The 24,060-nt window shown below is 75.1% G+C and carries 23 protein-coding genes; 15 read left to right on the top strand and 8 right to left on the bottom strand.

Translation table 11 applies throughout. The annotated features are described in order from the left end of the window. Nucleotides 1-135: 135 nt before the first annotated feature. The 3 genes from CLV37_RS06700 to CLV37_RS06690 form a co-directional block, all read right to left on the bottom strand. Nucleotides 136-4,089, bottom strand: a complete 3,954-nt coding sequence (locus CLV37_RS06700; RefSeq protein WP_106208349.1) for a DNA polymerase III subunit alpha — start codon at nt 4,087-4,089, stop codon at nt 136-138. A 72-nt stretch (nt 4,090-4,161) separates the two neighbouring features. Next, nucleotides 4,162-4,593 (bottom strand): SAV_6107 family HEPN domain-containing protein, encoded by a 432-nt coding sequence (locus tag CLV37_RS06695; RefSeq protein ID WP_106208347.1) that lies wholly within the window; start codon nt 4,591-4,593, stop codon nt 4,162-4,164. A gap of 46 nt (nt 4,594-4,639) precedes the next feature. Continuing rightward, nucleotides 4,640-5,038 carry a DUF6504 family protein gene (locus CLV37_RS06690; RefSeq protein WP_106208345.1) on the bottom strand — a complete coding sequence of 133 codons (399 nt, stop codon included), beginning with the start codon at nt 5,036-5,038 and terminating at the stop codon, nt 4,640-4,642. A 365-nt stretch (nt 5,039-5,403) separates the two neighbouring features. Between CLV37_RS06690 and CLV37_RS26985 the strand changes: the two genes are divergently transcribed. After that, entirely contained in the window at nt 5,404-6,006 is a 603-nt protein-coding gene (locus tag CLV37_RS26985; RefSeq protein ID WP_146149323.1) for a DUF6318 family protein, read from the top strand. Between the two features lie 193 nt (nt 6,007-6,199). On the opposite strand, the gene CLV37_RS27445 is transcribed toward CLV37_RS26985, so the two are convergent. Continuing rightward, entirely contained in the window at nt 6,200-6,415 is a 216-nt protein-coding gene (locus tag CLV37_RS27445; RefSeq protein ID WP_170127086.1) for a hypothetical protein, read from the bottom strand. 40 nt (nt 6,416-6,455) lie between these two features. On the opposite strand from CLV37_RS27445, the gene CLV37_RS06680 reads away from it, so the two are divergent. From CLV37_RS06680 to CLV37_RS06655, 7 genes are all read left to right on the top strand, one after another. Then, complete coding sequence (locus CLV37_RS06680) at nt 6,456-6,845, top strand: PKD domain-containing protein (RefSeq protein WP_106208340.1); 390 nt, start codon at nt 6,456-6,458, stop codon at nt 6,843-6,845. Between the two features lie 103 nt (nt 6,846-6,948). Continuing rightward, nucleotides 6,949-7,500 (top strand): aminoacyl-tRNA deacylase, encoded by a 552-nt coding sequence (locus tag CLV37_RS26980; protein ID WP_146149321.1) that lies wholly within the window; start codon nt 6,949-6,951, stop codon nt 7,498-7,500. Further along, the gene (locus tag CLV37_RS26975) at nt 7,497-8,336 is read left to right on the top strand and encodes an alpha/beta fold hydrolase (protein WP_146149320.1); all 840 of its coding nucleotides are present in this window, start codon (nt 7,497-7,499) and stop codon (nt 8,334-8,336) included. The genes CLV37_RS26980 and CLV37_RS26975 overlap by 4 nt, the downstream gene beginning before the upstream one ends. A gap of 9 nt (nt 8,337-8,345) precedes the next feature. After that, entirely contained in the window at nt 8,346-9,032 is a 687-nt protein-coding gene (locus CLV37_RS06670; RefSeq protein ID WP_106208338.1) for a monooxygenase, read from the top strand. Nucleotides 9,033-9,151: 119 nt separating this feature from the next. Then, a complete protein-coding gene (locus CLV37_RS06665) occupies nt 9,152-9,925 on the top strand; it encodes a carotenoid biosynthesis protein (RefSeq protein ID WP_170127085.1) in 774 nt (257 codons plus the stop codon). Between the two features lie 47 nt (nt 9,926-9,972). Beyond that, a complete protein-coding gene (locus CLV37_RS06660; RefSeq protein WP_245885284.1) occupies nt 9,973-11,025 on the top strand; it encodes a glycosyltransferase family 2 protein in 1,053 nt (350 codons plus the stop codon). Then, nucleotides 11,022-12,491 carry a phytoene desaturase family protein gene (locus CLV37_RS06655; RefSeq protein ID WP_106208634.1) on the top strand — a complete coding sequence of 490 codons (1,470 nt, stop codon included), beginning with the start codon at nt 11,022-11,024 and terminating at the stop codon, nt 12,489-12,491. Before CLV37_RS06660 ends, CLV37_RS06655 begins: the two co-directional genes overlap by 4 nt. 50 nt (nt 12,492-12,541) lie before the next feature. On the opposite strand, the gene CLV37_RS06650 is transcribed toward CLV37_RS06655, so the two are convergent. After that, on the bottom strand, nt 12,542-13,213 hold the full coding sequence (locus CLV37_RS06650) for a TetR/AcrR family transcriptional regulator (protein ID WP_106208332.1): 672 nt from the start codon (nt 13,211-13,213) through the stop codon (nt 12,542-12,544). A 233-nt stretch (nt 13,214-13,446) separates the two neighbouring features. On the opposite strand from CLV37_RS06650, the gene CLV37_RS06645 reads away from it, so the two are divergent. From CLV37_RS06645 to CLV37_RS06630, 4 genes are read left to right on the top strand one after another with little or no spacing between them, the layout of a single operon-like run. Beyond that, entirely contained in the window at nt 13,447-14,766 is a 1,320-nt protein-coding gene (locus CLV37_RS06645; RefSeq protein ID WP_342762244.1) for a flavin-containing monooxygenase, read from the top strand. Nucleotides 14,767-14,798: 32 nt separating this feature from the next. After that, nucleotides 14,799-15,683, top strand: coding sequence for an SDR family NAD(P)-dependent oxidoreductase (locus tag CLV37_RS06640; protein ID WP_106208632.1), 885 nt, complete (start codon nt 14,799-14,801; stop codon nt 15,681-15,683). After that, nucleotides 15,680-17,122 carry an aldehyde dehydrogenase family protein gene (locus CLV37_RS06635; protein ID WP_106208327.1) on the top strand — a complete coding sequence of 481 codons (1,443 nt, stop codon included), beginning with the start codon at nt 15,680-15,682 and terminating at the stop codon, nt 17,120-17,122. Before CLV37_RS06640 ends, CLV37_RS06635 begins: the two co-directional genes overlap by 4 nt. After that, complete coding sequence (locus CLV37_RS06630) at nt 17,095-18,495, top strand: MFS transporter (RefSeq protein ID WP_170127084.1); 1,401 nt, start codon at nt 17,095-17,097, stop codon at nt 18,493-18,495. The genes CLV37_RS06635 and CLV37_RS06630 overlap by 28 nt, the downstream gene beginning before the upstream one ends. Here the strand turns inward: CLV37_RS06630 and CLV37_RS06625 are convergent. Continuing rightward, entirely contained in the window at nt 18,402-19,025 is a 624-nt protein-coding gene (locus tag CLV37_RS06625; protein WP_106208323.1) for a GNAT family N-acetyltransferase, read from the bottom strand. The two genes, CLV37_RS06630 and CLV37_RS06625, sit on opposite strands and share 94 nt — an antisense overlap. A 125-nt stretch (nt 19,026-19,150) precedes the next feature. Then, nucleotides 19,151-19,795 carry a CDP-alcohol phosphatidyltransferase family protein gene (locus tag CLV37_RS06620; protein ID WP_245885300.1) on the bottom strand — a complete coding sequence of 215 codons (645 nt, stop codon included), beginning with the start codon at nt 19,793-19,795 and terminating at the stop codon, nt 19,151-19,153. A 110-nt stretch (nt 19,796-19,905) separates the two neighbouring features. On the opposite strand from CLV37_RS06620, the gene CLV37_RS06615 reads away from it, so the two are divergent. Genes CLV37_RS06615 through CLV37_RS06605 form a run of 3 tightly spaced genes read left to right on the top strand, consistent with a single transcriptional unit; the run spans nt 19,906 to nt 23,521 of the window. Further along, nucleotides 19,906-21,012: a polyprenyl synthetase family protein gene (locus CLV37_RS06615; RefSeq protein ID WP_211298440.1), complete on the top strand. Its 1,107-nt coding sequence runs from the start codon at nt 19,906-19,908 to the stop codon at nt 21,010-21,012. Then, complete coding sequence (gene crtI, locus CLV37_RS06610) at nt 21,009-22,568, top strand: phytoene desaturase family protein (protein ID WP_106208319.1); 1,560 nt, start codon at nt 21,009-21,011, stop codon at nt 22,566-22,568. The genes CLV37_RS06615 and crtI overlap by 4 nt, the downstream gene beginning before the upstream one ends. Continuing rightward, nucleotides 22,565-23,521, top strand: a complete 957-nt coding sequence (locus CLV37_RS06605) for a phytoene/squalene synthase family protein (RefSeq protein ID WP_245885282.1) — start codon at nt 22,565-22,567, stop codon at nt 23,519-23,521. The genes crtI and CLV37_RS06605 overlap by 4 nt, the downstream gene beginning before the upstream one ends. Here the strand turns inward: CLV37_RS06605 and CLV37_RS06600 are convergent. Continuing rightward, the gene (locus tag CLV37_RS06600) at nt 23,518-23,913 is read right to left on the bottom strand and encodes an Rv2175c family DNA-binding protein (protein ID WP_245885281.1); all 396 of its coding nucleotides are present in this window, start codon (nt 23,911-23,913) and stop codon (nt 23,518-23,520) included. The two genes, CLV37_RS06605 and CLV37_RS06600, sit on opposite strands and share 4 nt — an antisense overlap. Nucleotides 23,914-24,060 lie beyond the last annotated feature (147 nt).

The raw sequence follows: 24,060 nt of genomic DNA, 5'->3' as shown, positions 1-24,060 counted from the left end.
TCCAGCCTCGTGCGGGTGCTCGCCCGGCCGGTACCGGGTGTGCCCACCCTAGACACACCGTTCGCGCGCGCTCGTCCGCCGTCCCGATCACCGTTCCGGCCACCGTTCCGGCCACCGTTTCGATCGCCGTGGTGGTCACCGGCCCGCGCTGCCGGAGCTGGAGTGCCACAGCTTGCGGCCGGGCGGGTCCCCCGGTCCCGCGGTGCGCCCGATGGAGCGGGAGTTGCGGGTGTCCTCCCCGGCGGGTCTGAGGTCGGCGTAGGGCGACTGCTCGAACCCGCTGGCGTGCACCAGGACCCGGCGCGTGCCCGGGCCGCCCGCGGTGGACCCGTGGTCCTCGGGGTGGGTGGGCGGGGTCGCCACCACCGGCCGGCTCGAGCGGCTGGCGGCGGCTCCTGCGGTCGCGGCGCGGGAGTACTCGGGGTTCGGCGCCGCGGCGAGGAGCTCGCGGACGGCGTCGATCCCGTCGCCGGTCCAGGCGTCCCAGAGGACGGGCAGCTCCCAGGCCCCCGTCGCCCGCAGCGACACCCCGCGTGGGCCGGTGCGGCGCAGCACCCCGCGGATCACGAGTAGCCAGGAGTGGAAGACCGTCGCCGCGTACGGACCCTGGGCGTCCTCGAAGAACGTCGCGTCGACCGGGCCGGTGGTGTCGTCGAGGGTGAGGAACACGACCCGTCGTCCCGACCTGACGGGCGGGGTCTGGGTGGCGACCTTCACCCCCGCGACGAGGAGTTCGGCCGCGTTGCGCTGCGAGCGCAGGTCCCGGGACGGGGTGACCCGCAACGCCCGCAGCAGCGGGGCGTAGGCGTCGACGACGTGCGCGCTGGCGTCGAGCCCGAGGACGTCGAGCTCGGCGCGGACCCGTTCGGAGCCGGTCATCTCGGGCAGCCCGCTGACCGCGACCCCTTCGGGAGCGTCCCCGAGGTCGAGGGCGAGCTGCACCGCGCGGTCGGGCACGTCGACGGGACGGGACGCCCGCGACTGGGCCGCCGCGGCGACCCGGACGTCGAGGGTCCGCAGCGGGTCCCGGGAGAGCGTGCGGGACGCCACCGGGGCGGACGTCGAACGGTTCCAGCGTTCGAGCTCGGCGACCTGCAGCAGCAGGTCCCGGTGGGTGGCCCTCCCGCGCCGCGGCGCGGCGTCGCCGGCCCTGCCGACCGGGCGCACGCCGTGCAGGGAGTCCAGCGCCCCGGCCAGCACGAGCCGTTCGGCGACCGGGCGCGAGGGCCGCGCGCGGTGCCAGAGGTCGGCCAGGGACCGGTACGGCCGGCCGGCGATGATCCGGGCCACCTCGGCGGCCGAGATCCCCTTCACGTCGGTCAGGGACAACCGGATCCCGAAACCCGTGCCGTCGGCGATCCCCGCTCCCAGACCCTCGGGGTTGCGGACGCCGTGTCCGCCGAGCCAGGGGTCGAGGCCGCCTCCGGGCAGGTGCTCGGGCGGGTGCTCGGGCGGGTCGACCCGCTCCACGCGGTAGGTGGCGCCGGAGGCGTTGACGTCGAGCCCGAGGACGGCGATACCGAGGTTGCGGGCGTCGTCGAGGATCAGCCGCTTGGGGTACATGCCGGGGTCGTGGGTGAGGACGCCGGCGAGGAACGCGGCCGGGTGGTGGGCCTTGAGCCACGCCGACTGGTAGGTGGGCAGGGCGAACGCCGCGGCGTGCGCCTTGCAGAAGCCGAACGACGCGAACGCCGTGAGGACCTCCCAGATCCGGTCGACGACCGCCTCCGGGTAGCCGTGCTCCAGGGCCCCCCGGCGGAACTCCGGCTCCATCTCGGCCTGCCCGGCGCGGGTCCCGAGGTGGCGGCGGTACTCGTCGGACACGGCGAGGTCGTGGCCCGTGGTGGCCCGGATGATCTCGATGACCTGCTCGTGGAAGACGACGACGCCCCCGGTCGGTCCGAGGACGTGCTCGAGCCGGTCGTCGAGGTGCTCGGGTTCGGTCCAGCCCTGCCGGACCTGCAGGAACGGGGTCACCATGTCCGACTTCACGGGGCCGGGGCGGAACAACGAGATGTCGACGATGATGTCGTCGAAGGTCCGGGGCCCGAACTTGCCGACGAGTTCGCGCTGGCCCGGGGACTCGATCTGGAAGCAGCCGAGGGTGCGGGTGGACCGGATGAGCTTGTAGGTCGCCGGGTCGTCGAGCGGGACCTGGCCGCGGTCGTCGAGGTCCACCCGCACCTCCTCGACGCGGGCGATCTCCTGCACGGCGTACGCCATGGCCGACTGCATCCGGATCCCGAGGACGTCGAGCTTGAGCAGCCCCAGGTCCTCGACGTCGTCCTTGTCGAACTGGCTCATCGGGAAGCCCTTCCAGCTGGCCTCCACCGGGGTCCGGTCCAGGAGCCGCGGGTTGGACAGGACGATCCCGCAGGGGTGCAGGGCGACGTGCCGGGGCAGGCCGTCGAGGCGTTCGACGAGGTCGAAGAACACCTCTAGGCGTTCCTGGCCCAGCCCGCTGCGCCGCAGTTCGGGCAGTTCGGCGATCGCCGTGCGGGCGTCGCGGGCCCGCAGGTGCGGGAACGCGGTGGCGATGGCGTCGACCTCGACCGGCGGCAGGCCGAGGGCCGCGCCGACGTCGCGGACGGCGTGGCGGACCCGGAAGCTGTCCATCATCGAGACGCACGTGACGCGCTCGGCGCCGAACCGGCCGAGGACCGCCGCGTAGACCTCCTCGCGGCGGGCGGACTCGACGTCGAGGTCGATGTCGGGCAGCTGCCCGCGACGGGGGTTGAGGAACCGCTCCATGAGCAGGCGGTGCTCGATCGGGTCGACGTCGGAGATCCCCAGGAGGTGGTTCACGAGGCTGCCCGCGCCCGAACCGCGGGCGGCGATGCGCACGTCCATCGCCCTCGTCAGCTCGCAGACGTCGGCGACGGTGAGGAAGTAGCTCGCGAAACCGACGTCGCGGACGATGGCGAGCTCGTCGTCGAGGCGCTGCCGGACCCGGTCCTCCTGCTCGCGGTCGGCCCCCGGGTAGCGCCGGGAGACGCCGGCCTCGCACCGGCGTCTCAGGACGGCGTCCTGGTCCACGGCCTCTGCGAGCCCGAGCGCCGCGGGGTCGGGCAGGTGGTGCGCGCCGATGCCGAGGTCGGTCCCCGGGTCCTGGACCGCACGGTCGGCGAGGAGGTGGGTGGCGGCCAGGAGTTCGGCCGCCACCGCCGGGTCGCCGACGGCGTGGGCGACGTCGGCGGCGGTGCGGGCCATGTCGGCCGACGGCAGCAGGTGCCCCTGGCCGCTGACCCGGTCGGTGTGCCGGGTGGCCAGGGGCACCAGCCGGCGGACGGCGTCGAGGAGGTCGGCCGTCAGCGCCCCCTCGGGCCCGGCCGAGCGGACGGCCGCGGTCAGCACCGCGGGAACCCCCGCGGCCCGGGCGAAGGCGAGCATCCGCGCGGCGTGCTCGACGCTGCCCGCCGTCCCCGGGGCGCCGTGGTGGCAGACGATCTCCACGTGCAGGGACCCCGGAGGGGACAGCGCGCGCCAGCGACGCAGGACGGCACCGGCCAGGTCGTCGCGGCGGGCCAGCACCGCCCGCCCGAGTTCGGAGCCCGGCCCCAGGAGGACGGCCAGCGCGGTGCGGCCGTCGGGCCGGTGCGCGTGGGTGGTGACGAGTTCGAGGCTGCTGACGGGGTTCCCGCGTTCCCCTCCCAGGTGCGTGGCGCTGACCAGCCGGCACAACGCGGCCCAGCCGTTCCCGGTGCCGGCGTCGTCGGTCCCCAGGGCGAGGACGGTGACGCGGGGGAACCTCGGGTCGACGACGGCTCCGCCCCGGACCGGACTCCGGGAGGCGGTGCGGCGCACCGCCACCGAGGGGTCGGACCACGCCGGGAGACCGCTGGCCAGGCCGGTCGGGGTGGTGGCCAGGTCGACACCGAGGACGGGAGCCAGACCCGCTGCCTCGCACGCGCGGACGAACTTCACCGCCCCGTACAGGCCGTCGCGGTCGGTGAGGGCGAGCGTCGACAGGCCGAGGTCGACGGCGCGGGCGACGAGCGCGGCGGGGGTGGAGGTCCCGTGGCGGAGGGAGTACCCGGAGGCGACGTGCAGGTGCGGGAACGGGGCCACGGGGGTGGTGCGGGTGGTCATGGGACGTCCTTCGGAACGTGCCCGTGGGGAAGACCGGGTGTTTCTGGTGGTCTCTGGGTGGTGCGGTGGTCCTCAGCCGGCGAGCGGCACGGCACTGAGCCCGAGCATCGACTCCACGAGCCGGTGGAACCGCTCGGCGTCCGCGAGCAGGTCCTCGGCCGCCGCCTCGTCGACCGCGCCGACCCGACCGGCCTCGACGGCCGAGCGCACCGAGGCGGTCGCCGCGAAACGGTCGGCCCACCCCTGCAGCGCGGGGTCGATGGCGGGCAGCATCTCCCAGACGCTGCGCGGCCCCCCGCTGCGCCGGCCCTGGGCGGGACGGCCGTGCACCGCGACGAGCGCCGCGCCGGCCCGCAGGGCTGCGAGGTGGGCGTGGACGTAGCGTTCGGCCACGTCGTCGCTGCGCAAGGCGGTGAGCAGTTCGTCCTCGCACCGGGCGAGCAGGTCGAGGGCGGCCGTCGTCAGCGGACGCGGGACGCCTGTGGGAGCGTCGAAGGTGGGCATCGCGTTCTCCTCCGGTCGTGCGGTCGGGTCTGCCGTCGACGGGCCCTCAGTCGCTGACGCGCAGCAGCTGCCAGTCCTCCGACGCTTCGGACGAAGAAGTACCACCGACCTCCGACACGGCCGCCGTTCCCGGCCTCACGGGGCGGGCGAGGTCGTACACTCCGGCCCCGCCGGAGTGGCCCACACTGGCCTCGACGCGGAAGACCTCGCGCTCGAGGTCGCCGATCTCGAGGACCGGGCGGGCACGGCCGCCTGGATCACCGGCCTCGGTGGCCTCGCCGTGGACCGCCGCCACGGCCGCGTGCTCCCACCAGGCGCTGCGTTCGCGCCAGCGCGAGAGCACTTCGTGGACCACGTAGAGCCTTCCGCGCCAGACGAACTGCACGGGATCGTCGCCTCCCGTCCGCGCGGACCGGACGTGCACCTCGTCGGAGAACAGCCTCACCGTCGTTCACCTTCCCCACTCGAGCCGGCGCCGCGGCGGACCGCGCGGCGCGGGCGAGCCGGGGGAAGCGGCCCGCGAGGACACGCTCGAGACGCGGCCCGCGGAGCTTCCCCTCCCCCCGGACCGCGTCTCGAGCGGCCACATCGCGTTCGAACACCGGTTCGAACGCATCTCGAAGCTACACCACCGCCCTCAGGGCACGTCAACGCCGGAGCAGGTTGTCCACAGGACGCAGAGTCGCCCTGCAGGACTCAGCGTCACGCGTCGCGCAGAGGTCTCGCCCCGTCACCCGAACGGCCGAGAACCTGTCCACAGCAACGGGAAAGCGGCGCCAGAGGCGGGTCGGGGCATGGGAGCGTGCCCCGGTGATCCGTCTCCGCCCCCTCGCCGCGACCCTCGCCGCAGCGGCCCTGCTCGCCGGGTGTTCGAACGCCGACCCGGAGATTCCGGCGGTTGCAGCGACGAGCGCGCCGGCAACCAGCGCACCAGTAGCGGCCAGCACCCCCAGTGCCAGCACGACACCCGCCTCGATGGCGACGCGGGAGCTCGCAGTGCCGAAACCGTCAGAACTCGCCATGGAATTCTCAGAGCAAGGCGGCGGCGCTTTTGCAAGTTATTATGTTCAAGTTTTGAACTATTCACGCAACTCAGGCGATACAAGCTTGCTTCAATCAATTTCAGACGAGGGGTGTGCTGGCTGCGCGTATGACATTAGCGAAGTGGCGGGATTCTTAAAACACGGCTATATCAATGTGGGGTTAGAAACTAAATTCCACGGTGTTTCATTTCGATCCTGGGAGCCTGATCTTGGAGAACTTCAGATGGATGTCCTCGTCAGCCGCACCCCGCATAACGTAGTCGACCAAGACGATCGAGTCCTCGAGGAGGTGCCCGGTCTGGACGAGGCCGAGTTTTTCCTGTGGTTGAAGTGGATTGACAACCATTGGGTCATCTGGGAAGCAAATTGAAAATCCGTGCCCTCACCGCAAAATTTGCATTGACTATTCTTTTCCTCCTCTATTGCTCGCCGGCACATGCAGAAGGTGACTCTTGGGGTCGAGCCAACGGTGCCCACGTGGAGGTCGGAGCAAGGTCTCATACTCCTACACGAATACCTCCCCGAAAACCTACATCACCAAAAGAGTCGTCCACCCCGCCAGTTCAATCAATGAAGACGACGGCTTGCGGCGCCAGCAACCCAAACATCTCGATTGGAGAGTTCAACTGTCGGGCCTCGGACAGCGTCTGCCCGCCCGGCCAGACTTTTATGACCACATGGACAAGGACCGGTAATACACCTTGGTCCGCGCAAGGCAGCGCCTGCAGCACTGATGGCGCGAGCAGTGGAGCCATCACCCTCCCCACCGTCACCGTCACCGCCTCCGACCTCCAGCGCGTCGGCCTCCCGCCGAGCCCGGTGAACCTCCAGCCGGGCACCGGCGAGGCGCTCCTGAACGTCCCGCTCATCCTCACCACGACGAACGAGACGGTCACGCGCGGCACGACGGTCCTCGGGTTCCCGGTCACGATCCGGGCCACGCCGACGAGCTGGACGTGGACGCTCGGGGACGGGTCGACGGTGGGGCCCACGGCGGACCCGGGGCGGGCGTACCCGCACCAGACGCTGACGCACACGTACACGACCCCCGGCGACCACGCGATCACGCTGACGACGACGTGGACCGGGGAGTACACGATCGCGGGGCTGCCGTACCGGCCCATCGAGGGGACGGCGACGACCACGTCCCCGGCGGTGGGCGTGCACGTCCTGTCCGGCGACAACGTCCTGGTGGCGCCGACCCGCTGATGCGCTGCGGCCCAGCACCACCCCACCACGGGGGCGGGGTGGGCGCACCGCACCGGGCCGTTCGGCGCGACGGGAGACGAGAACGGTTCTACGCTGATGGTGCATGAGGTGGACGCTGCGCCAGGAACCCGTCGAAGGCGGTGGCTCCTCCACGGCCGCCCCTGGAGGTCACTCCACCTCCGTGCTCCAGCTGCCGCCGGTCGAGTGCACCGCGGAAGCCCTCGTCGACCTCGACGCGGTGGGCACGGTCGTGCAGGTCCCGGCCACCGTGCGGGACGTCGGCGGGCTCGCGCGGCACCTGCAGGTCGCGGTGGCCGCGATCGCGGCCACCGCCGTCCTGCGCACCCGCGAGGACCGGCACCTGTTCGTCATCTCCTCGGCGGCCCACCCGCTGTTCCTCCCGTCGCTGGCCGCGGTGCTGTGCGAACCGGAGCTGTTCCGCGACGAGGCGGCGGACGTGCTGCGCCGCACGGGATCCGTCCTCGGCTCGGCCTCTCCCCTGTCGCTGTCCGAACCGCTGCCGACGTACGTCGACGTGGCCCTGGCCCCGCACCAGGACATCTGGGTGCCGGCCGGCCACCCGCACGCGGTGTTCCGCACGCGCTACGACGAGCTGCTGCGTCTCACGGGGGGGCACCCCGTCGAGCTCGGATGACCGAGCTGCTCGAGGGGTTCGCCGTCCACCGCGCGGGATCGACCGACCCGGCGCACCCGCTCCTCGTCCTCGTGCACGGCCTGGGGGGCGCCGCGTCGGCGTGGTCGCTGGTGGTGCCGCACCTGGCCGCCGACCACCGCCTCCTCGTGCTGGACCTGCCCGGGCACGGGCACGCCCCGCCCGTCCCGGCGTCGGGCATGACCCCCGCCGCTCTCGGTGGGCGGCTGCAGCGCCTCGCGGCGGCCCAGGGCGAGCCGGTGCACCTCGTGGGGCACTCCCTGGGCGGCTGGATCGCGCTGGAAGCGGCCGCCGGGGAACGGGACGGGGCCGTCGCCGGCGTCACGGCGTTCACCCCGGCCGGTCTGTGGACCACCCCGCGCAGGAGACCGCCGCTGCTGCCGACCGGGCAGCAGTTCGCCCGGCTCGCCGGCCGGCTGCCCGGCCGGGTCGTGACGACGCGCCTCGGGGTGACGCTCGCGCTGGCCGCGACGAGCACGGCCCCCCGGGCGCTGCCGGCCGACCTGGTGCGGGACGCGCTGAGCGCCATCGCCGCAGCACCCGGGTACGTCGCCGCGGACGCGGGCATCGCGGCGGGAGCCTTCACCCGCGCCGGGGACGTGCGGGTACCGGTCACGGTCGTCGCCGGGGGTCGGGACCGGGTGCTGCCGCCGGACTTCTGCAGGCGCTCGGCCGCCCCCGCGCAGACGCGCTGGATCGAGTGGGCGGACTGCGGGCACGTCCCGGCCTGGGACCGGCCCGCCGACTGCGCCCGCGTGGTGCGCGAGCAGGTGCGTGACCAGGTGCGTGGACGGGTCGACCCCGCCCTCCCCGGGTAGCCTCACCGGGTGCCCGGCCCGGACCTCGTGACCCTCGACGTCTGGACGGTGTCCCCGCGCGACGTCCCCCGTGCGGTGTGGCGGATGGCCGCCGACCGGCCCGCCCTGCGAGCCCTGCCCGGGGTGCGGTTCGCCAAGCTCCTGGGGACGGGGAACGGGCGCACCTTCACCGTCCGCGACGCCGACCCCCTGCGCTGGGCGGCGCTCGTGGCGTGGGACGCGACCGCCGACGCCGACGCGTTCGAGACCTCGAGGACCGCGCGGGCGTGGGCGGGGATCGCCCGCGAGCGCGTGCAGTTCCGCCTCGCCCCGCGCAGCAGCCGCGGCCGATGGTCGGGGGCCGAGCCCTTCGGCTCCGGACCCGACGGCGGCGGTCCGGTGGCCTCCATCACCCGCGCCCGGCTGCGCCCGGCGAAGGCCGCGTCGTTCTGGCGCTCCGTGCCGCCGGTGGCCGAGGAGCTGCGCACCGTCCCCGGCCTGCGGACCGCGTTCGGGATCGGGGAGGCGCCGCTGGGCTACCAGGGGACCTTCTCGCTGTGGGAGTCGACGGAGGCGCTGCGGGAGTTCGCGCACCGGGGGGCCGCGCACCGCGACGTGATGGTCCGCACGCCCCGGGAGGGCTGGTACGCCGAGGAGCTGTTCGCCCGGTTCGGCGTCGTGGACGTGCGGGGCACCCTGGACGGCCGGACCCCGTGACACGGGCGGGTCCCCACCGTCCGTCCCGAGCCGGTCACCGGGCTGTCCGGCCCGGGGTCCGCGCCCGGCCGCTGAGCCCCGCCGGGCTCGTGTCGCACCTCGTCCCTAGAGTGCTCGACGTGCGTCCCCCCCTGCTCACGACCGTCGCCGGTGCCCTCGCCGGGGGCGCGGTGCTGTCCCAGGTCGCCCACCCGCTGCTGCGGGGGGAACGTCTGCGGCGCACGACCATCGGCTCGGTCCTCGCGTTCTCGGCCGCCTCGGTCGTCGACGCGGCCCGGCGCGGCGGCACCCGGTCGGCGCTGACGACGCTGACGGTCGCCGGGGGCCTGGGGCTGGTCGCCGAGGCGGTCGGCACCCGCACGGGACGTCCCTTCGGCCGGTACCGGTACGCCGGGACGCTGGGGCCGCAGGTCCTGGACGTGCCGGTGGTGGTCCCGCTGGCGTGGACGATGCTGGCGCACCCCAGCGTCCGGCTGGGCCGGCACCTGGCCGCGGGCCTGCCGCGCCGGACGCGGGGGGTGGCGACGGTCGCGACGGCGGCCTGGACGCTCGCCGCGTGGGACCTGTTCCTCGACCCGCAGATGACGGCCGCGGGGCACTGGTCCTTCGAGCACCCCCGCCCGCACCTGCCCGGGGTGCCGGGGATCCCGCTGAGCAACTACGCGGGCTGGCTGCTGACGGCGGGGGTGATCTGCGCCGGGCTGCACGCCGCGCTGCCCCCGGACCGCGACGAGCCCCAGACCGTTCCCGCCGCGCTGCTGGGCTGGACGTGGCTGGGGTCGGCCCTCGGCAACGCCGTCTTCTTCCGGCGCCCGGTGGTCGCCGCCTACGGCGGGGTCGCGATGGGGCTGACCGTCTTCCCGTACCTGCGGTCGCTGGCGCGTGGCCGGTGAGGCCGTGGCGCGCCCTGACGTGGGCGGGGTCGGCGGGTGCGGTCGCGTTGACGGCGCACTCGCTGCTGAACGCGCGGGCGCTGCGGGTGCCGCGGCTGGACCCCCCGCCGGTCGCGGGCCGGGTCAGCGTGCTGGTGCCGGTCCGGGACGAGGAGGACACCGTCCAGGAGTGCCTGACCTCGCTGCTGGACCAGGTCGAGCTGCCCGACTACGAGGTCGTCGTCGTCGACGACGCCTCCGGCGACCGGACGGCGGACGTGGTCGAGGCCGTCGCGGCGGCCGACGAGCGCGTCCGGCTGGTCCGCAGCGACGGCCCGCCGGCGGGCTGGCTGGGCAAGACGCACGCGTGCCACGTGCTGGCCGAGCACGCCACGGGTGAGGTCCTCGTCTTCGTCGACGCCGACGTCGTGCTCGCGCCGCACGCGGTGTCCGCGGCGGTGGACCTGCTGCGCGGCACCGGGTTCGACCTCGTCTGCCCCTACCCGCGGCAGCTGGCGCTGACGTGGGGCGAGCGGCTGGTCCAGCCGCTGCTGCAGTGGTCGTGGCTGACGACGCTGCCGCTGCGCCGCGCGGAGGTGTCCTCGCGGCCGTCGCTGGCGGCGGCGAACGGGCAGTTCCTCGTCGTCGACGCCGCGACGTACCGGCGGGCCGGGGGGCACGCCGCGATCAGGGGCGAGGTGCTCGACGACCTCGCCCTGCTGCGCGCGGTGAAGGCCGTCGGCGGTCGCGGCGGTGTCGCGGACGGCACGGCGCTGGCGACGTGCCGCATGTACGAGGGGTGGGACGAGGTCCGCGCCGGGTACGCGAAGTCGCTGTGGTCGGCCTTCGGGTCGCGGCCGGCCGCGGTCGCGGTGGGGGCCGGTCTGGCCCTGACCTACCTGGTGCCGCCGGTCGCGGCGCTGGGCGGCTCGCCCGTGGGCGCGCTCGGGTACCTCGCCGGGGTCGTCGGGCGGTACGCGGCGGCGGAGCGCACGGGCGGCCGGTCGGTGCCGGACGCGTTCGCGCACCCGGCCTCGATCGCCGTCCTGCTCGGGCTGCTCGCCGACTCCTGGCGCCGCAAGGGCAGGGGCGAACTGCGGTGGAAGGGACGGACGCTCTGAGCCGGGTCGTCGTCGTCGGGGCGGGTTTCGGGGGGTTGTCGGTCGCGGCGCGACTGGCGGCCCGCGGTCACCGCGTCGAGGTGTTCGAGCAGGGCCCCGAGGTGGGGGGCAAGCTGGGCTGGTTCAGCCGGGACGGGTTCTCCTTCGACACCGGCCCGTCGCTGCTGACGCTGCCCGCGGTGCAGCGGGACCTGTTCCTCAAGACGGGGGCCCCGATCGAGGAGGTCCTCGACGTCGTCCCCCTGGACCCGGTCGCCCACTACCGGTTCGGCGACGGCACCGAGCTCGACCTGCCCGGCGGGGGTCTGCCGGCGGTGGCCGCGGCGCTCGACGACGCCCTCGGCGCGGGCACGGGTGCGCAGTGGACGGCGTTCCAGCGCCGGGCGGCGCGGATCTGGGACGTGGCCCGCGAACCGTTCCTGGAGTCGGCGCTCGAGGGGCCACGCACCCTCGTGCGGCTGGCGCGCAGCACCTCCGACGTGCGCACGGTCGCCCCGTGGGCGTCGCTGCGCGGGCTGGGCCGGACGTACCTGCAGGACCCGCGGCTGCGGACGCTGCTGGACCGCTACGCCACGTACTCCGGCTCGGACCCGGCCAAGGCGCCCGCCGCCCTGGCCACCGTCCCGTTCGTGGAGCAGGCCTTCGGCGCCTGGTACGTGCGGGGGGGCCTGCACCGGCTGGCGCAGGCCGTCGCCGACCGCGCCGTCGAGAACGGCGCGCGGATCCGCACCGGCACCCCGGTGGCCCGGGTCCTGGAGGCCGGGGGCCGGGCGAGCGGGCTCCGCCTGCAGGACGGCACCGAGGTCGCGGCCGACGTGGTCGTCTCGGCCGTCGACGCGGCCCGGCTGTACCGGGACCTGCTGCCCCGCCCGCGGCTGCAGCCCAAGCGGCGGCTGCGGTCCTCCTCGGGGTTCGTCCTGCTGCTGGCCCTGGACGGGCGGACCCCCGGCCTGCGGCACCACACGGTGCTGTTCCCCCCCGACTACGACGCCGAGTTCGCCGACCTCGCCGCGGGGCGGCCCGTCGCGGACCCGACCGTGTACGTCAGCGCGCCCGACGACCCGGCGCTGCGCCCCGACGAGCACTCCGAGGCGTGGTTCGTGCTGGTCAACGCGCCCGTGCACGACCCGGCGGGCGGCACGGACTGGCGCGACGCCGGGCTCGTCGAGCGGTACGCCGCGACCGTTCTGGAGACCATGGCCCGCCGAGGGCTGGACGTGCGGGACCGGGTGCGCTGGAGCGAGGTGCGCACCCCGGCCGACCTGGAGCACCTGACGGGCAGCGACGGCGGTGCGATCTACGGCACGGCCAGCAACGGGGCCCGCTCGGCCTTCCTGCGGCCGGCCAACCGCTCGCCGGTCCCGGGGTTGTTCCTCGTCGGCGGCAGCTCGCACCCCGGCGGCGGGCTGCCGCTCGTGGGGTTGTCGGCCCGGATCGTCACCGACCTCGTGGGCGGGGCCGACTAGGGCACCGGCCACGGCACCCGAGCCCCGGGCCCTGCGGTGCCGGGGCGGGCTCACGGCTGCGGCAACGCCGCCACCCAGGCCCCGACCATGGCGCTGAAGAGCTCGAGCACCGTCTCGCTGGGCGTCCCGTCGGGGTCGGCGAGCTCGCTGAGGGCGAGCCCGTCGAAGAACGCGACGACGAGCGCGGACAGGGCGTCGAGCTGCGCCTCGTCCAGGACGGCGTCGCCGGGGGCCTGCGGCCGGTGCGCCCGCAACCACGGTTCGCACAGCGACCGCGCGGCGGCGCGCATCGCGCGGTACTGCTCGCGCGCCGTGCCGGCCTGCCCCTCGGTCCGCAGGGACCACGTCGTGAGCTCGTAGAGGGACAGCCGCCGGCCGGTGTCCAGGGACTCCTCGGCGGCCAGGGCGGCGCGCAGCCGGGTGAGCGCCTCCTCGGCGGCCGGCCCGCCGCTACCACCGCCGTCGACCGCGGCCGCGACGTCGACCTCGACGTCGCGGCCGGCGCCGCGGACCTGCTCGAGGTGCGCGGCGGCGACCTCCCGGACGAGCTCGTCCTTGGTGGCGAACCAGTAGTGGACGGTCCCGAGGGGCACGTCGGCCTCCTCGGCGATGCGCCGGGTCGTCGTGGCGGCCACGCCCTCGCGGCTCATGACGCGGGCGGCGGCGGCGATGAGCTCGTCCCGCTTCGCGCCGGGGGTCCGTCGGGGTCGGGGCGGGGCCATGGCGCGATCGTCGCACACGGTGGTGACCCCGGGGACATCTTCTGGTCATTCGTCCAAGACGCTTGACCAGAAGCACGGGCGGACTCATCGTGAACCTCCTCGGGAACCGTCCCCGACCACCCCTGGAGGTCACCGTGCCTGTGAACGCCGCACCCCCCACCCCGCCCGGCGGACCGCGCGACGAACGCCCCGCCGAGGAACCGGCCGAGGACCGCGGGCAGGCCACGCTCGTCATCGGGGCCGGACCCGCCGGCCTGGCCGCCGCCCGCGCCCTGCGCGCCCGCGACCTGCCGTACGACCACGTCGAACGCCACGGCATCGGCGGCATCTGGGACATCGACGCGCCCGGTTCGCCGATGTACGAGGCGGCCCACTTCATCTCCAGCAAGACCCTGTCCGGGTTCGAGGGTTTCCCCATGCCCGAGGAGTTCCCCGACTACCCGAACCACCGCCAGGTGCTGTCGTTCCTGCGCGACTTCGCCGACGCCCACGACCTCACCGACCGCGTCGAGACCGGGGTCACCGTCACCGACGTGACGCAGGAACCCGACGGCCGCTGGCTCGTGACCACGGCGGGCGGCCGGCGCCGCCGCTACGGCGCCGTCGTGTGCTGCACCGGTGCGCAGTGGTTCCCGGCGGTGCCGGACCTGCCCGGGGAATTCACGGGGACGTTCGTGCACAGCAGCACCTACCGCAACGCCGACGACCTGCGCGGCCGGCGCGTCCTCGTCATCGGGGGCGGCAACAGCGCCTGCGACATCGCCGTCGACGCGGCCCGCACCGCCGAGCGGGTCGTGCTCAGCATGCGCCGCGGGTACTGGTTCATCCCCAAGCACGTCCTGGGCCGTCCCTCGGACGTGTTCGCCTCGGGTGGACCCCACCTGCCGGTACGGGTGCAGCAGTTCCTGTTCAGCCGCGCCCTGACCCTGCTGCACGGCAAGCCGAGCCGCTGGGGTCTGCAGGACCCCGACCACAGGCTGTTCGAGACCCACCCCGTCCTCAACAGCAACCTGTTCCTCGCCCTGCAGCACGGGGACATCGACCCCCGGCCGGGCATCGCGGCCGTCGACGGCCGCACGGTCACGTTCACCGACGGGCGGACGGCGGAGGTCGACACGATCATCGCCGCGACCGGGTACCGCCACCGCGTCCCCTACGCGCAGCGCTACTTCGGCGACGAGCAGCACCCCGACCTCTACCTGACCGCGTTCTCCCGCGAGCACGAGGGCCTGTTCGGCATCGGGTTCACCGAGACGAACTCGGGGGCGTTCAAGCACTTCGACGCGTTCGCGCAGATGATCGCCAGCCACCTGCAGGACAGGCGGTCGAACCCGGAGCGGTACGCGCAGTTCGTGCGGTTCCTGCGCACCGACCGCCCCGACCTGTCCGGCGGCATCCGGTTCGACGCCTCCCCCCGCCACCGCGGGTACGTGGACGCCGACGCGCTGACGGCGTACCGCGCCGAGGTCGGCCGCCGGTTCGGCTGGCGCCTGCAGACGGGCACCCGGCGCGCGGTCCCCACCGCGCACGCCCTCACCGGAGCCGGCTCGTGAGGGGGCAGTTCGTCCGGGCCCTGCGGGACCTGATGCACGGGCGCGGGTTCGACCCCGCGGGCAAGGTCGTCGTCGTCACCGGGGGCGCCGGCGGCATCGGCAGCGCCCTCGCCGACCGGCTCGCGCGGGCCGGGGCCAGCATCGCCGTCGTCGACCGCGACGCCCCACGCGCCCGCGCCGTGGTGGCGGGGCTGCCCGTGCGCGCCGGGGCCCGGCACCACGCGTTCGTCGCCGACCTCACCGACCCCGCGCAGGTCAGCGAGGTCGCCGACGACGTCGGCAGCACCTACGAGGTCGTGGACGTCCTGGTGAACAACGCGGCGATGACGAGCGCCGAACGGTTCGCCACCCGGTCCATGGCCTCGATCGAGGAGGAGCTGACGGTGAACCTCACCTCCCCGCTGTTCGTGACGCGGGCCGTGATCCCGCTGCTGCGGCGGGCACCGGACCCGCGGATCATCACGACGGTCTCGCTCGCGGCCCTCATGCCGCAGGCCGAGACCCCCGTCTACTGCGCCTCGAAGTTCGGACTGCGCGGGGCGATGATGTCGATCGCGCTCGACCTGGCCCCCGGCATCGCGGTGTCCTCGGTCCTGCCCTCGGCCACCGACACCCGCATGCTGCGGCAGGAGGCCATCGACGGCGGCAACGCCCTGCAGTTCCAGACCCCGCCGCAGACCCCGGCCGACGTCGTCGACGCCGTGTTCAGCCTGCTCGACCGGCCCCGCCTCGAGGCCTACCCCAAACCCCGCGAGGCCCGTCTCGTGCGGGCGGCCACGGTGTTCCCGAACCTGCTGCCCGCCCTCATGGTGTTCTTCCAGGGCAAGGGTGAGCGCGGGCAGCGGGAGTACCTCGACGACCTGCTCGAACGGGGCCACGTCGTGCGCGTCGACGGGCGCCTGGAGCTGGCCCCGTGAGCGCCGGCACCCTGCCCCTGCTCGACCCGGCGACGGGCGAGGTGGTGGGGCGCAGCCCGATCCACGACGGCGCCGCGGTGGACGCCGCGGTGGCCCGGGCACGCGCGGCGTTCACCGCGGGCACCTGGTCGCACCGGCCCGTGCGCGAGCGCGCCGCCGTCCTGCGCCGGCTCGCCGACCTCGTCGAGGACGCCGCCGACGAGCTCGCCGCGCTGGACTCGCGGCAGTCGGGCCGGGCGATCACCGAAGTGCGCGGCAACGACCTGCCGGCGGCGGTGGAGTCGTTGCGCTGGTTCGCCGACGCGGCGGACAAGCTGACCTCGGCCGTCACGGGCGGACCCGCGGGCGGGACCTCGCACGCGTTGTCGCTGACCCTGCTGGAACCCGTCGGCGTCGGTGCGGCCGTCCTGCCCTGGAACTACCCCCTGGCGATGACGGCGTGGAAGGTCGGGCCGGCCCTGGCGGCGGGCAACAGCCTGCTGCTGAAACCCGCCGACGCCACCCCCGCCTCGGCGCTGCGGCTGGCCGAGCTCGCCGAGCGCGCGGGCGTCCCCGCGGGGGTGCTCACCGTGCTGACCGGGACGGGCCCGGTGACGGGAGCGGCGCTCGCCGCCCACCCGGACGTCGACGCCCTGTCCTTCACCGGGTCCACGGCCGCGGGCCGGGCCGTCCTGCGCGCCGCCACCGACAGCAACCTCAAGCGGGTCGCGCTGGAGATGGGGGGCAAGAGCCCGCAGCTGGTGTTCGCCGACGCCCTCGACGGGGTCGGCGCGCAGGAGAGCGACCGGTTGCTGGACGCGGTCGCCGAGGCCGCGTTCCTGTCCGGTGGCCAGAACTGCACCGCCGGATCGCGGGTCCTGGTGCAGGCCGGGGTCGCCGAGCAGCTCCTGGCCGGGCTCGTCGAACGCGCGGCGGGGCTCGTCGTGGGCGACCCCGCCGACCCGGCCACCGAGGTCGGCCCCCTCGTCAGCGCCGCGGCCCGCGAGCGCGTGGCCGGGTTCGTCGACCGGGCCCGGGCCGCGGGGGCCGTCGTGCACACCGGGGGCAGCCCCCTGCCCGGACCCGGGTTCGGCTACCCGCCGACGGTCCTGTCCGGGCTGCCGGCCGACGCCGAGCTCGAGCAGGAGGAGGTGTTCGGGCCCGTCGTCAGCGTCTCGACGTTCGACGACGAGGGGCAGGCCGTGCGGCGGGCCAACGCCACGCGCTACGGCCTGGCCGCGTCGGTGTGGACCCGCGACGGCGACCGCGCGCTGCGGGTGGCCAGGGCGCTGGAGGCCGGGGTCGTCTCGGTGAACTCCTACAGCGAGGGCGACATCACCACGCGGTTCGGCGGTTTCAAGCAGTCGGGGTTCGGCTCCCCGGAGAAGTCGCTGGAGGCGTTCGACCTGTGGACGCGGCGGAAGGCCGTCTGGTGGCACGTCTCGGCCGGCGCGCGCTGAGCGCCGTCCCGGCGGCCGCCCGGCCGCCGCGGGCGGGAGCGGAGGGGGAACCGTGGAAGCGGTGGACCGGTGCCCTCGTCCTGGCCTGGCTGGGTCTGTGGGTCGCGCAGTTCGCCCCGCTGCAGGTCCTGCTGCCGGGGCTGACAGCGCGGGTGGACACCGGCGGCGGCTGGCTCGACGTCGTCCGCGACTTCGGGGTCGTCGCCGGGGCCGGGGGCCTGGTCGCCGCGCTCGCCCTGCCGCTGGTGGGGCGGGCGCTGGACCGGACCCCGCCGGGCGCGGGCCACCGCGGCTGGTACGTCGCGGCGGTGGCGGCCTGCGCGGGCGGGCTGGTCCTGCTCGGGGCGCGGACGACCCTGCTCGGCGCGGCCGCGGCCTGGAGCCTGACCCTGCTGGGGCTGTGCGCGGCCGGGACGGTGCTCACGGTCGCGGTGACGCGCCGCGTGCCGCCGGGGCGGCGCGGGACGGTCTCGACCGGGGTGGGGGCCGCGAACGCGGTGGGCATCGTCCTGGGGACCGCGCTGGCCGCCTCGACCGGGGACGACGCCCGCACGGGAGGGCTGCTGCTGGCGGGGGCGGTCCTGGCCTGCTGCGCGCCCTACGCGCTCACCCGCCCACCGCCTCCCCTGCCTCCGGCCCCGTCCGTCGCGGCGTCGACCGGCCCGCCGGAGCCGGGACCCGCCGCCCGCCGCGCGTCCCGGCACCTGCTCGCCGGGTTCGGCGTCCGCGGCCTGCTGGTGCTGGGCAACGCGCTGGGCACCACGCTGCTGCTCTTCTTCTTCACGTACCGCCTCGGGCTGGCGGACGCCGAGGACTTCCTCGTGCGGGTCGTGCTCGTCTACGTCGTCGCGAGCGTGCTGACGGCCGCGGTGTGCGGGCCGCTGTCGGACCGGCTGCGCGCCCGGCGGCGCTTCCTCGTGGCCTCCACGGCGCTGCAGGCCGTCGCGGCCCTGGCCCTGGCGGCCGTGCCGGAGCGCGGCACCGTCCTGGGGGCCGCGCTCGTGCTCGGGGTGGGCTGGGGCACCTTCACGGCCGTCGACCAGGCCGTCGTCGCGGCCGTCGCGGCGGCCACGCAGCGGCCGGCGGCGGCGGTCGCGCTGCTGGGGATCGCGGCGTCGCTGGCGCAGAACCTGGGGCCGCTCGCGGCGGCCGTCGTGGTGACGGTCGCGGGCGGGTTCACCCCGCTGTACGTGCTCGCGGCCGTGGTCGTCGGCGCGGCGGGGCTCCTGGCGGCCGCCCTGCCGGCCGAGCGGAGCACCGCGCGGCAGGCACGGGCACCTCAGGCCGTCGCGGGCCGCCACATGGAGGACGGTGCGACCCCGCCGCCGAGCCCCCGGACGGTGGCGAGGTGGCGGAAGCCGAAGGACTCGTAGAGCGTGCGGCTGCGGGAGGTGGACGCCTCGAGGTAGGCGGCCTCGCCCCGCACGTCGAGCTCGCGCAGCCGGGACGACAGGAGCCGGGACCCCACCCCGAGCCCGCGGGCGCCGTCGTCGACCCCGATGGCGGCCAGGTACCAGTGGGCGGGACGGGGCCGGTGCCCGGCGAGCACGGACTGGTTGCGCAGGGCCCGGCGGATCCCGCGCCAGCCCAGGCTGGCGAGGAACGACGGGAACCGGCGCACCTGGGCCAGCAGGTGGCCGGCACCGCCGGGCGCCTCCCAGGCCGCGGCCCCGAGGACGCGCCCGGCGGGGTCGACCGCGACGTCGACGGCGCCGTGGCGCACGGCCCCGGCGAGCAGGACGGCCCGGAAGAACCCCTCGACGCGCCGGCGCCGGTCGCCCGGGCCGGGGACGAAGGTGGCCATCACGGGGTCGGCGGCGAAGGCCGCGGCGAGGACGCGGCTCACCGCGCCCAGGTCGTCGGCGGTCGCGGGCCGGACGGTGACGGCAGGCGGCTGGGTCACGGGGACTCCCGGTGTGGTCGGGGTGGGGACGTGCGACGAGCCTAACCCCTATTCTGGTCAAGCGACCAGATCTGGTCACTCGACCAGCCTGTTCGGCGGAGTCCGAGTCGACGGGTGCGCGGGTCCTACACCCTGCGCCCCACCGCGGTGACCACCTGGACCAGGCCGATGACCCCGAGCACCGCCCACACCGCGGCGCCCAGCGTGGCCCAGTCGAGCCAGACGACGATCGCGGTCGCGACGGCGGAGGCGGCGGCGATCGCGAGCCGGACGGGACGCTCGGCCACGGAGACGACGCCCACGTCGTCGACGCCGAGCCCCTGACCGCGGGCCCGCACGTACTCCTGCAGCTGGGCGAGGGCGCCGGCCAGCAGCGCCAGCCACGCGGGAGCCCCGCAGGCCCAGAGCACGACCGCGCACGCGGCGTCGCCGACGCGGTCCAGCGTGGCGTCCAGCAGCGCACCGCGGGCACTGGTGCGCCCCGTCATGACGGCGACGGCCCCGTCGAGGTTGTCGAAGACGCCCGCGACGGCGATGAGGACACCGGCCGCGACGGCCGCGCCTCCCCCGCGCCCGCCGAGCACCGCGACGACGGCGGCCGCGACGGCGAGCGCGGCGCCGGCGAGGGTGACGGCGGCCGGCGGGACACCGGCGCCGGCCAGGGGGCGGGCGATCGCGTGCGCGCCGCTGAGCCACCCGCGCACGAGGGCTCCGGCGTGCGCGCCGCCGTGCAGCGCCTGCCAGCGCCGCAGGTAGGCCTCCCGGTCCATCGTCACGACGCCGAGGGTAGGACCCACCCCTCCGTGATCTGCCTGTGACCTGCGGTGATGTGCGGTGGTGTCCGTTCGCCGGGGTGGGGGGTCGTGCCTAGAGTGCCCCTGTGCCGCCCACCAGTGTCGAAACCACGGCCCCCCTGGGGGCGACGAGCGACCTGCGGACCGCCGTGTCCGCCGTCCTCGACGACTTCCTGCGCGACCAGAGCGCCGTCCTGCAAGAGGTGAGCGAGGACTGCGACCCCCTGCTGGACGCCGTCCGCGCGCTCCTGGCCGGCGGCAAGCGGTTGCGCCCGGCGTTCTGCTTCTGGGGCTACCACGGCGTGGCCGAGGACCTGCCGGACGCCGGCCTGCTCACCGCGGCCGCCGCCCTGGAGCTGTTCCAGGCCGCCGCCCTCATCCACGACGACGTCATGGACGACTCCGACACCCGCCGCGGCCAGCCGGCCGTGCACCGCCGCTTCGAGCGGCTGCACCGCGACGCCGGCTGGGACGGCAGCGACACCCGGTTCGGGCTGGCCGGCGCGGTGCTGGCCGGCGACCTGTGCCTGGGCTGGAGCGACGAGCTCTTCTCCCGCAGCGACCTGCCCGCCGACGCGCTGGCGCGGGGTCGGCGGGTCTTCAACACCATGCGCACGCAGCTGATGGGCGGGCAGTACCTCGACATGCTCGAGCAGGCCTCCTCGACCCAGCGGGGGGCCGCCGGTGCGGTCGACCGCGCGCGCCGGGTCCTGACCTTCAAGAGCGCGAAGTACTCCATCGAGCACCCGCTGCTGCTCGGGGGGTCGCTGGCGGGCGCCCCGACGGACCTGCTGGCCGACTACTCCCGGTTCGGGCTGGCCCTGGGCGAGGCCTTCCAGCTGCGCGACGACGTGCTGGGGGTCTTCGGGGACCCGGCCGAGACGGGCAAGCCCGCCGGGGACGACCTGCGCGAGGGCAAGCGGACGGTCCTGGTGGGGCTGGCCGTGCAGAACGCCTCCCCGGCCCAGGCCGCCGAGGTGGACCGGCTGCTGGGCTCCCCGGACCTGGACGCCGAGGGGATCGAGGTCCTGCGGGCGGTGCTGACCGACACCGGCGCGCTGGCCGGGGTGGAGCGGCTCATCGACCAGCAGGTCGAGGTGGCGTGCTCGACGCTGGACGCGGCCGAGCTCACCGAGCCGGCCCGCGCCGCGCTGCACGAGCTCGTCGTGGCGGCCACGAGCAGGCGCGCGTGAGCGCCGTGGGCAAGACCCTGGACTGGCTGCCGGGCCGCACCCGGCACGTGGACGGCCCCACCGAGCACGTCGTCGTCGTCGGGGCCGGCCTCGCCGGGCTGTCGGCGGCGATGCGGCTGGCGGGCGCCGGGCGCACCGTCACCGTCCTGGAGCGCGAGGACGTCCCCGGTGGGCGCGCGGGGCTGGTCGTCAAGGACGTCGCCGACGGGCAGTACCGGTTCGACACCGGCCCGACGGTGCTGACCATGCCGGACCTCATCGCCGACTGCTTCGACGCGCTCGGTGAGGACATGCACGACTGGCTGGAGCTGCACCCGGTCGACCCGCTGTACCGGGGCAACTTCGCCGACGGGACGACGCTGCACGTCTCGGCCGACGTCGAGCGGACCGCGCAGGCCATCGGCCAGCTCTGCGGCGGCGCCGAGGCCGACGGCTACCGACGGTTCGTCGAGCACGTCGGGAACCTGTACCGGTACGAGATCCGCGACTTCATCGACAGCAACATCGACACCCCGCTGGACCTGCTCAAACCCAACCTGGTGCGCCTGCTGGCCGCCGGCGGGTTCAAGAAGATGGCCCCGGAGGTGGGCCGGTTCCTCAAGGACCCGCGCACCCAGCGGATGTTCTCCTTCCAGGCGCTGTACGCGGGCCTGTCGCCGTACGACGCGCTCGCCCTGTACGCGGTGATCGCGTACATGGACTCGGTGGCGGGGGTGTTCTTCCCGAAGGGCGGGATGCACGCGCTGCCGACGGCGATGGCGGCGGCCGCCGAGAAGCACGGCGTGCAGTTCCACTACGGCACGACCGTGGACCGGGTCGAGCTGGTCGGCGGCCGGGCGCGCGCGGTGACGACCACGGACGGCCGCCGGTTCGAGGCCGACGTCGTGGTGCTCAACCCCGACCTGCCCGTGGCGCGCGAGCAGCTGCTGGGCAAGCCGGTGCGCCGCAAGCTGTCCTACTCCCCCAGCTGCTACCTCCTGCTGGCCGGGTCCACCCAGGACTACCCCGACCCGGTCCACCACTCGATCCACTTCGGGAACGCCTGGCAGGAGGTGTTCGCCGAGCTGCTCGACGGCCGGCTCATGAGCGACCCGTCGGTGCTGGTGTCGCGGCCCACGGTCTCCGACCCCTCCCTGGCGCCGGAGGGCAAGCACGTCTACTACGTGCTGTTCCCCACGCCGTCGCTGTCGGCGGGCAGTTCCCGGCTCGACTGGGACCGCATCGCGCCGCGCTACCGCGACCACGTCATGCAGACCCTCGCGCAGCGCGGGTACCCGGGGTTCGCCGACGGCATCGAGGTCGAGGACGTCACGACCCCGGCCGACTGGGAACGGCGCGGCATGGCCGACGGGGCCCCGTTCGCGGCCTCGCACGCGTTCCGGCAGACCGGCCCGTTCCGGCCCGGGAACCTGTGGGGCGAGAACGTCGTGTTCACCGGGTCCGGCACCCAGCCGGGGGTCGGGGTGCCGATGGTCCTCGTCTCGGGGCGGCTGGCCGCCGAGCGGGTCACCGGCCGCGACCGGGCCTACCGCTCGCGCGCCTGGCGCAGCGCGTGATCCCGCGCAGCACCCGCCTGTGCCTGGACGCGGCGGCCGAGCAGGACCCCGCGCTGCGCGACCCCGCGCTGCGCGAGGCGTTCGAGCTGTGCCGGCGGCTGCACGCCGAGCACGGCAAGACGTACTACCTGGCGACGCTGCTGCTGCCGCCGGGCAAGCGGCCCTACGTGTGGGCGCTGTACGGGTTCGCCCGGTACGCCGACGAGTTCGTCGACTCCCTCACCGACCCGGACCCCGACGCGCTGCTCGCCTGGTCGGACGACTTCCTGAAGTCGCTCGACGACGACGAGCAGCCCGAACCCGTGGGCCGGGCGATGGCGGCGACCATGCGGCGCTGGGACCTGCCCCGCGACCAGGTCGAGGCGTTCCTGGACTCGATGCGCTGGGACATCACCGAGACCGGCTGGGACACCTACGAGGACCTGAACCGCTACGTGTACGGCTCGGCGGCCGTGATCGGCCTGCAGATGCTGCCGATCCTGGAACCCCTGACGCCCGAGGCGACCCCGCGCGCCCGTGCGCTCGGGGAGGCGTTCCAGCTGACGAACTTCGTCCGCGACGTCGGTGAGGACCTCGACCGCGGCCGGGTCTACCTGCCCGCGGAGGACCTCGAGCGGTTCGGCCTGACGCGCGAGGACCTCTTCGCGGCGCGGGCCGAGGGCCGGACCCCGGAGCGGGTCAGGGACCTGCTGGCGTTCGAGGCCGACCGGACGCGCGAGCTGTACGCGTTCGCCGAGCCGGGGCTGGACATGGTCCACCCCACGAGCCGGGACTGCCTGCGCACGGCGTACCTGCTCTACGGCGGGATCCTCGACCAGGTCGCGGCCGTGGACTACGACGTGCTGGGCCGGCGCGTGCGGGTCGGGCTGCCCCGGCGGCTCGCGGTGGCGCTGCCCGGCCTGGTCCGCGCGCGCCTCGCCCGGCGGGACGAGGCGCGCTGGCGCAGCGCCTAGAAGCTGAGCGCCTGCGCCCGGCGGCGCACCTCGGTCTTGCGGTTGGCGCGCAACGCCTCGATCGGCGTGCCCGGCAACGTCTCGTCCGGGGTGAACAGCCAGGCCAGCGCCTCGACGTCGGTGTACCCGGAGTCCCCGAGCACCGACAGGGTCCCCTTGAGGTGGTTCAAGGGGCCCTCGGCCGTCACGAAGGCCGCGGGGACGTGGGCCACGGACCGTTCGCCGCGGCGGACCGCGACGAGCTCGCGCTCCTGCAGCCAGCGGCGCACGACGCGCTGGTCCTGGCCGGTCAGCTCGGCGACGTCGGGGACGGTCAGCCACTCGGGCACGAGCGCGTCCAGCTCCTCGGTGCCCTTCTCACGGGCGATCTCTGCTCTCAGCGGTGCAACCACGGGACCAGTCTGCCGTGTCCGCGCCGGGTCCACGCCCCGGCGGCAGCCGGACCGCGACTCGCCTGCTCACCTCCCACGTCCACGCCGTGGTCCCCGGCACTGTGGGGGGCGGACTGCGTGGGCCGTCCGATAAGTTCACTCACGCCC

The sequence above is a fragment of the Kineococcus rhizosphaerae genome, assembly GCF_003002055.1.
GTDB classification, from domain to species: domain Bacteria; phylum Actinomycetota; class Actinomycetes; order Actinomycetales; family Kineococcaceae; genus Kineococcus; species Kineococcus rhizosphaerae.
Note: the sequence above shows the minus strand (reverse complement) of the source record. Positions and strands in the feature narration are given on the sequence as shown.

Excerpts from the sequence above, each read along its gene's own strand:
- CLV37_RS26975 (WP_146149320.1), top strand. The coding sequence starts at position 7,497 with ATGACCGAGCTGCTCGAGGGGTTCGCCGTCCACCGCGCGGGATCGACC.
- CLV37_RS26980 (WP_146149321.1), top strand. The coding sequence starts at position 6,949 with ATGAGGTGGACGCTGCGCCAGGAACCCGTCGAAGGCGGTGGCTCCTCC.
- CLV37_RS06650 (WP_106208332.1), bottom strand. The coding sequence starts at position 13,213 with ATGGCCCCGCCCCGACCCCGACGGACCCCCGGCGCGAAGCGGGACGAG.
- CLV37_RS06695 (WP_106208347.1), bottom strand. The coding sequence starts at position 4,593 with ATGCCCACCTTCGACGCTCCCACAGGCGTCCCGCGTCCGCTGACGACG.
- CLV37_RS06640 (WP_106208632.1), top strand. The coding sequence starts at position 14,799 with ATGCACGGGCGCGGGTTCGACCCCGCGGGCAAGGTCGTCGTCGTCACC.
- CLV37_RS06620 (WP_245885300.1), bottom strand. The coding sequence starts at position 19,795 with ATGGACCGGGAGGCCTACCTGCGGCGCTGGCAGGCGCTGCACGGCGGC.
- CLV37_RS06700 (WP_106208349.1), bottom strand. The coding sequence starts at position 4,089 with ATGACCACCCGCACCACCCCCGTGGCCCCGTTCCCGCACCTGCACGTC.